Consider the following 6000-nt stretch of genomic DNA (forward strand, 5'->3'; position numbering starts at 1 on the left):
CGATCCCGGGGCGCATGACCTGCGCTTCTTGCACTCTGGGGTCGAGAGTGCTAAACACGGGATTGGCACTCGACGCCGTCGAGTGCCAGGCGGGTGGTCACCGATCACTCGCCTGAAGGTCGGGACGGTGAGGCCGGACTCGGGCGGAATCCGAGCACGGTCGTCCGTCGCGGGCACCGAGCCTGGCCGAAGGACGTGTCCTGCTGCTGGCGTCACAACCGGACCACGCAGCGCCCAATACCGGAGGACAACACCGCAATGGCCAAACTGATCGCGTTCGACGAGGACGCCCGCCGTGGTCTTGAGCGCGGCCTCAACACCCTCGCCGAAGCCGTCAAGGTGACGCTTGGCCCCCGTGGCCGCAACGTCGTGCTCGAGAAGAAGTGGGGCGCGCCGACCATCACCAACGACGGCGTCTCCATCGCCAAGGAGATCGAGCTCGAGGACCCGTGGGAGAAGATCGGGGCCGAGCTCGTCAAGGAAGTTGCCAAGAAGACCGACGACGTCGCGGGTGACGGCACCACCACCGCCACCGTGCTGGCCCAGGCGCTGGTGCGCGAGGGTCTGCGCAACGTCGCCGCCGGTGCCGACCCGATCAGCCTCAAGCGCGGCATCGAGACCGCCGTCGAGGCCATCGTCGAGCAGCTGCACAAGGCCTCCAAGGAGGTCGAGACCAAGGAGCAGATCGCTTCCACCGCCTCGATCTCGGCCGCGGACCGCACCATCGGCGAGCTGATCGCCGAGGCGCTGGACAAGGTCGGCAAGGAAGGCGTCGTCACCGTCGAGGAGTCGAACACCTTCGGGCTCGAGCTGGAGCTCACCGAGGGTATGCGCTTCGACAAGGGCTACGTCTCGGGTTACTTCGTGACCGACCCGGAGCGTCAGGAAGCGGTCCTCGAGGACCCGTACATCCTGCTCTTCGGCTCGAAGATCTCGAACATCAAGGACGTGCTCCCCGTCCTGGAGAAGGTCATGCAGTCCGGCAAGCCGCTGCTGATCATCGCCGAGGACGTCGAGGGCGAGGCTCTGGCCACCCTGATCGTCAACAAGCTCAAGGGCACCTTCAAGTCCGTGGCCGTCAAGGCGCCGGGCTTCGGTGACCGCCGCAAGGCCATCCTGCAGGACATCGCGATCCTGACCGGTGGCCAGGTGATCAGCGAGGACGTGGGCCTCAAGCTGGAGAACGCCGACCTGGCGATGCTGGGCCGCGCGCGCAAGGCCGTCATCACCAAGGACGAGACCACCATCGTCGAGGGTGCCGGCGACGCCGACCAGATCCAGGGCCGCGTCAACCAGATCCGCGCCGAGATCGAGAACTCCGACTCGGACTACGACCGCGAGAAGCTGCAGGAGCGCCTGGCCAAGCTGGCCGGCGGTGTGGCCGTGATCAAGGCCGGTGCCGCCACCGAGGTCGAGCTGAAGGAGCGCAAGCACCGCATCGAGGACGCGGTGCGCAACGCGAAGGCCGCCGTCGAGGAGGGCATCGTCGCCGGTGGTGGCGTCGCCCTGCTGCAGGCCTCCAAGGCCGCGTTCGCGGGCCTCAAGCTCGAGGGCGACGAGGCGACCGGTGCCAACATCGTCAAGATCGCGGTGGAGGCTCCGCTCAAGCAGATCGCTGTCAACGCCGGCCTCGAGGGCGGCGTCGTGGCGGAGAAGGTCAAGGGTCTCCCGGAGGGTCACGGCCTCAACGCCGCGACCGGCGAGTACGAGGACCTGGTCGCCGCCGGCGTCATCGACCCGGCCAAGGTGACCCGTTCCGCGCTGCAGAACGCGGCTTCGATCGCGGCTCTGTTCCTGACCACCGAGGCTGTCGTCGCCGACAAGCCGGAGAAGGCTTCGGCCGCTCCGGGTGCCGACGCCGCCGGTGGCATGGGCGGCATGGACTTCTGAGTCACGCCGCACGGCAGTAGTCACAAGGCAAGGGCCCGGGCTTCGCGCCCGGGCCTTTTGCTGTGCCTTTTCGGTTGGCCTTTTCGGTTCGGCCTTCTCGGGTGGGACAGGCGGGGGCCGGAGCGTGGCGTGGTCAGATGGCGTCTGCCGAGGTGTCTTCGGGCATGAGGATCCAGCAGACGGCGTAGAGCAGGATCGGGGTCCCGACCCCCAGCACCGTGGCCACCACGAGCAGGATCCGCAGGATCGCCGCGTCCACGCCGAGCAGCCGGGCCCAGCCGCCGCACACCCCGGCGATCATCTTGTCGGTCGAGCTGCGGCGGAGTTTCTTGGTGTCCGTGTCGTTCGTCATGACTTCATCGTCGTCCCCGCGGGGCCGGACGACATCGGGGAACAGCCCTGACCCGACCCGGGTTTTCACCCCTACCTGGAGCGACTCCACCGTTAAGGTCGGTAGGCATGGCGGGATCTTTGCTGGGTACCGAGGTGCGCCGGGTCGAGGACCCGGAACTGCTCCGCGGCCAGGGCACCTACGTGGACAACCTCCGATTCGACGGCGCGTTGTACGTCGCGTTCCTCCGCTCGCCGTTCGCGCACGCGCTGATCAACGGGATCGACACCGGCGAGGCGGAAAAGGCCTCCGGGGTGGTGGCGGTGTATACGGGCGCCGACCTCGACCTGCCGCCGCTGCCGGTGTTCATCGAGGTCAATGCCCTGTGTGAGCGCCACGGACTGGCGAAGGACCGGGTGCGGTTCGCCGGTGAGCCGGTCGTCGCGGTGGTCGCCGAGACGGCGGTCGCGGCCGCGGACGCACTGGAACTGGTGGACGTCGACTACGAGCCGCTGCCCGCCGCGATCGACGTGGAGGCGGCGCTCGAACCCGGCGCGCCCGTCCAGTTCCCGGAGCTCGGTTCGAACGTCGCCGCGGGTAACCGCGACGCACACGACGACGTGCTGGACGGGGCGGACGTGGTGGTGCGCGCCCGGATCGAGAACCAGCGGCTCGCGGTGGCGCCCATGGAGGGCAACGCGATCGTGGCCCTTCCCGGCGATGACGACTTCGACGCCACGGTCTACGTGTCCACCCAGATGCCCCACGGCCTGCAGGGCATGGTGGCGAAGGTGTTCGGCTGGCCGCGGACGCGCGTCCGGGTGGTCACGCCGCACGTCGGCGGTGGTTTCGGCGGCAAGGCGGGCATGATCGCCGAGCACGCGGTGGTGATCGAGGCGGCGCGGCGCCTCGGGCGCCCGGTGCGCTGGACCGAGACCCGCTCGGAGAACCTCCAGGCGATGCCGCACGGCCGGGCACAGGTGCAGTACGCCGAGCTGGGGCTGCGGGCGGACGGCACGATCAGCGGACTGCGGTGCCGCGTGATCGGGGACGCGGGCGCGTACGCGGGCTTCGGCGGCGCACTGGCCCTCGGGCCCACCCGCACCATGGCCCAGGGGGTCTACCGCATCCCGAAGATCAGCTACGCGGGCATCGCCGCGCTCACCAACACCACGCCCGTCGGCGCGTTCCGCGGCGCGGGCCGCCCGGAAGCGGCGGCCATGCTGGAGCGGCTGATGGATCTGGCGGCCGCCGAGCTCGGTCTCGATCCCGTCGAGATCCGGCGCCGGAACTTCCTGCGCCCCGACGAGTTCCCGTTCACCACCATCAGCGGGGCGAGCTACGACAGCGGCGACTACGACCTGCCGCTGACCGAGGCGCTGCGCCTGGCCCGGTACGACGAACTGCGGGCCGAACAGGCCCGCCGGATCGAGGCCGGGGAGACGGTGCTGCTCGGGATCGGGGTGAGCGCCTACGTCGAGATCACCGGCGGCGGTGCGGGCGAGTACGCCTCGGTCGAGGTGGACACCGACGGCGGCGCGTCGATCAGGGTCGGCACCTCCGGGCACGGCCAGGGGCACCCCACCTCGTTCTCCATGATCGTCGCGGACCTGCTGGGCATCCCGATGGAGAAGATCGGTTTCCTCCAGTCCGACACGGCCCGGGTGCCGCGCGGCGGCGGAACCGGTGGCTCCCGTTCGCTCCAGGTCGGAGGCAGCGCGGTCCGCGAGGCGGCGGAACTGGTGCTGCGGCGGGCGAAGGAGATCGCCGCGGCCCGGTTGGAGGCCGCCGTCGAGGACATCGAGGTCGCGGGAGACGGCGGGCTCGGTGTCGCCGGGGTTCCGGGCGCGACGGTGACCTGGGCCGAGGTGGCGACCATCGCCGCCGAATCCGGGCAGCCGCTGGCCGAGGAGACCGACTTCAAACCGGGTGGGGCGACCTTCCCCTTCGGCGCCCACGTTTCCGTCGTCGAGGTGGACACCGAGACGGGGTACGTCCGGCCGCTGCGGCACATCGCGGTCGACGACTGCGGACGCGTGCTCAACCCGCTGCTCGTGCGCGGGCAACAGCATGGCGGTGCGGTGCAAGGGATTTCCCAGGCGCTGTGGGAACAGGTGCGCTACGACGAGGACGGCAACCCGGTGACCGCGACCTTCGCCGACTACCTGATCCCCTCCGCGGTGGACGTCCCGGACCTGATCGCGGCGAACACCGAGACGCTCACTCCCAGAAATCCCTTGGGCGCCAAGGGAATCGGCGAATCCGCGACGGTCGGGTCCACTCCCGCCGTGCAGAACGCGGTGGTCGACGCCCTGCGGCACCTCGGGGTGCGGCACATCGACATTCCCGCGACACCGCAACGGGTCTGGCGCGCCATCCAGGCCGCCCGCCAGGGTGCACCGGGCCCGTTGTGGCGGGAACCGCCCGCGGTGTTCGACACGCTGCCGGTACGCGAGGAGGCCAAGTCCGCCGACGCCGACGAAGCGGTCGCCTAAGTAGAATCGATCGGGCACAACCCTGCATGCGGTTGCACGTCTTCTTATCCGAACCGAGTTGCTACTACTGTTCGGGGGTTGCTTCCCATGAAGCGCACAAAGATCGTCGGAATCACGGCAGCCGCAGCGGCACTGCCCTTGTTGCTGGGGGCCTGCCAATCGGGCTCTTCGGCGTCCTCTTTGGTCACTTCTTCCACGGCCGCTGCTCCGGTGGGCGCGTCCGCCTCTGCCACGGCCGGGGCACTGGGGAATGCGGGTACCGACTCGACGTCGGCACGGACCGGAGGGAGTGGGCCGACCGGCGGGTTGCAGGCCAACGTGTCGACTCCCCGTTGCCACACCGCCGATTTGAACGCCCAGCTGGGAACGCAGAAGATGACCCTCGAGGGCGACCAGATGGCGGTGTTCCTGGTCTTTACCAATATGTCCGGCCACGACTGCACGATGTACGGTTTCGGCGGGGTCGATCTGCACGGGCCAAACGACCCGCAGAACGGTCCCGTGTACTCGCTGCGCCGGTCGTCCGAGACACCCGAAACCGTCCGGCTGACCACTGGTGCCAGCGCTCACGTGACGATCACCTACCTGCGGGGCACCGGAACCCCGGCGCCCGACAACGACATTTGGCAGCCGTCCTCGGTGGTCGTCACCCCGCCGGACGAGACCACTCAGCTGACCGTGCCGTGGACGGCCGGTGACGCCATCCAGCGGCAGGATTCGGCCACGCATCCGGGCACGTACATCTCCCCGGTCGCGGCGGGTGTGGACTGACCGGGGATTCAGGCGGTGAGCGCGCGGACCCGTGCCAGGCGGTCGAGCCAGGCCTCGCGAGTGGCTTCGTTGGCGGCGAAGCGCGCGGCGAGGCCGGGCTCGGGAGCGGTGCGCGGCACCGGCAGGTAACCGTCCACAGGCGACAGTGAGTCGCCGGTGACGTCGCCGGTGAGCAGCGAGCGGGTGCCGAGGCCGCAGGCGAAGTCGAGGCTGGGCAGCGCACCCGCCAGTGCCAGCCCCGCCGCGAGCCCGACACTGGTTTCCACCGCGGAGGACACCACGCACGGCAGGCCGCACGCTTCGGCGACCTCCAGTGCCCGCCGCACACCGCCGAGCGGCGCGACCTTCAGCACCGCGATGTCGGCGGCCCCGGCCACCGCGACGCGCAACGGGTCTTCGGCGCGACGGATCGATTCGTCCGCCGCGATCCGCACCGCCACCCGGCGGCGGACCGCGGCCAGCTCCGCCAGCGAAACACAGGGCTGTTCGACGTATTCGAGCCCGCCCGCCGCC

The 6000-nt window shown here is 70.0% G+C and carries 5 protein-coding genes; 3 read left to right on the plus strand and 2 right to left on the minus strand.

Going from position 1 to position 6000, the window contains the following annotated elements; all coding sequences use genetic code 11:
- The first annotated feature begins 258 nt into the window (after positions 1-258).
- Complete coding sequence (gene groL / locus FNH05_RS06060) at positions 259-1890, plus strand: chaperonin GroEL (RefSeq protein WP_144586280.1); 1632 nt, start codon at positions 259-261, stop codon at positions 1888-1890.
- Positions 1891-2023: 133 nt separating this feature from the next.
- Here the strand turns inward: groL and FNH05_RS06065 are convergent, their stop codons facing one another.
- Positions 2024-2242, minus strand: a complete 219-nt coding sequence (locus tag FNH05_RS06065; protein ID WP_144586281.1) for a PspC domain-containing protein — start codon at positions 2240-2242, stop codon at positions 2024-2026.
- 107 nt (positions 2243-2349) lie between these two features.
- Between FNH05_RS06065 and FNH05_RS06070 the strand changes: the two genes are divergently transcribed.
- Both FNH05_RS06070 and FNH05_RS39710 read left to right on the plus strand, forming a co-directional pair.
- The gene (locus tag FNH05_RS06070; RefSeq protein WP_144586282.1) at positions 2350-4716 is read left to right on the plus strand and encodes a xanthine dehydrogenase family protein molybdopterin-binding subunit; all 2367 of its coding nucleotides are present in this window, start codon (positions 2350-2352) and stop codon (positions 4714-4716) included.
- Between the two features lie 87 nt (positions 4717-4803).
- Positions 4804-5487 (plus strand): DUF4232 domain-containing protein, encoded by a 684-nt coding sequence (locus FNH05_RS39710; protein WP_144586283.1) that lies wholly within the window; start codon positions 4804-4806, stop codon positions 5485-5487.
- A gap of 8 nt (positions 5488-5495) precedes the next feature.
- Here the strand turns inward: FNH05_RS39710 and FNH05_RS06080 are convergent.
- A partial coding sequence (locus FNH05_RS06080) for an enolase C-terminal domain-like protein (RefSeq protein ID WP_281287593.1) occupies positions 5496-6000 on the minus strand: 505 nt, incomplete at its 5' end.

This window comes from Amycolatopsis rhizosphaerae (genome assembly GCF_007713715.1).
Taxonomy (GTDB): Bacteria; Actinomycetota; Actinomycetes; order Mycobacteriales; family Pseudonocardiaceae; genus Amycolatopsis_E; species Amycolatopsis_E rhizosphaerae.

Bases quoted from the DNA above. Each gene is read 5' to 3' on its own strand.
- FNH05_RS39710 (WP_144586283.1), top strand. From the start codon at position 4,804: ATGAAGCGCACAAAGATCGTCGGAATCACGGCAGCCGCAGCGGCACTG.
- FNH05_RS06065 (WP_144586281.1), bottom strand. From the start codon at position 2,242: ATGACGAACGACACGGACACCAAGAAACTCCGCCGCAGCTCGACCGAC.
- FNH05_RS06070 (WP_144586282.1), top strand. From the start codon at position 2,350: ATGGCGGGATCTTTGCTGGGTACCGAGGTGCGCCGGGTCGAGGACCCG.
- groL (WP_144586280.1), top strand. From the start codon at position 259: ATGGCCAAACTGATCGCGTTCGACGAGGACGCCCGCCGTGGTCTTGAG.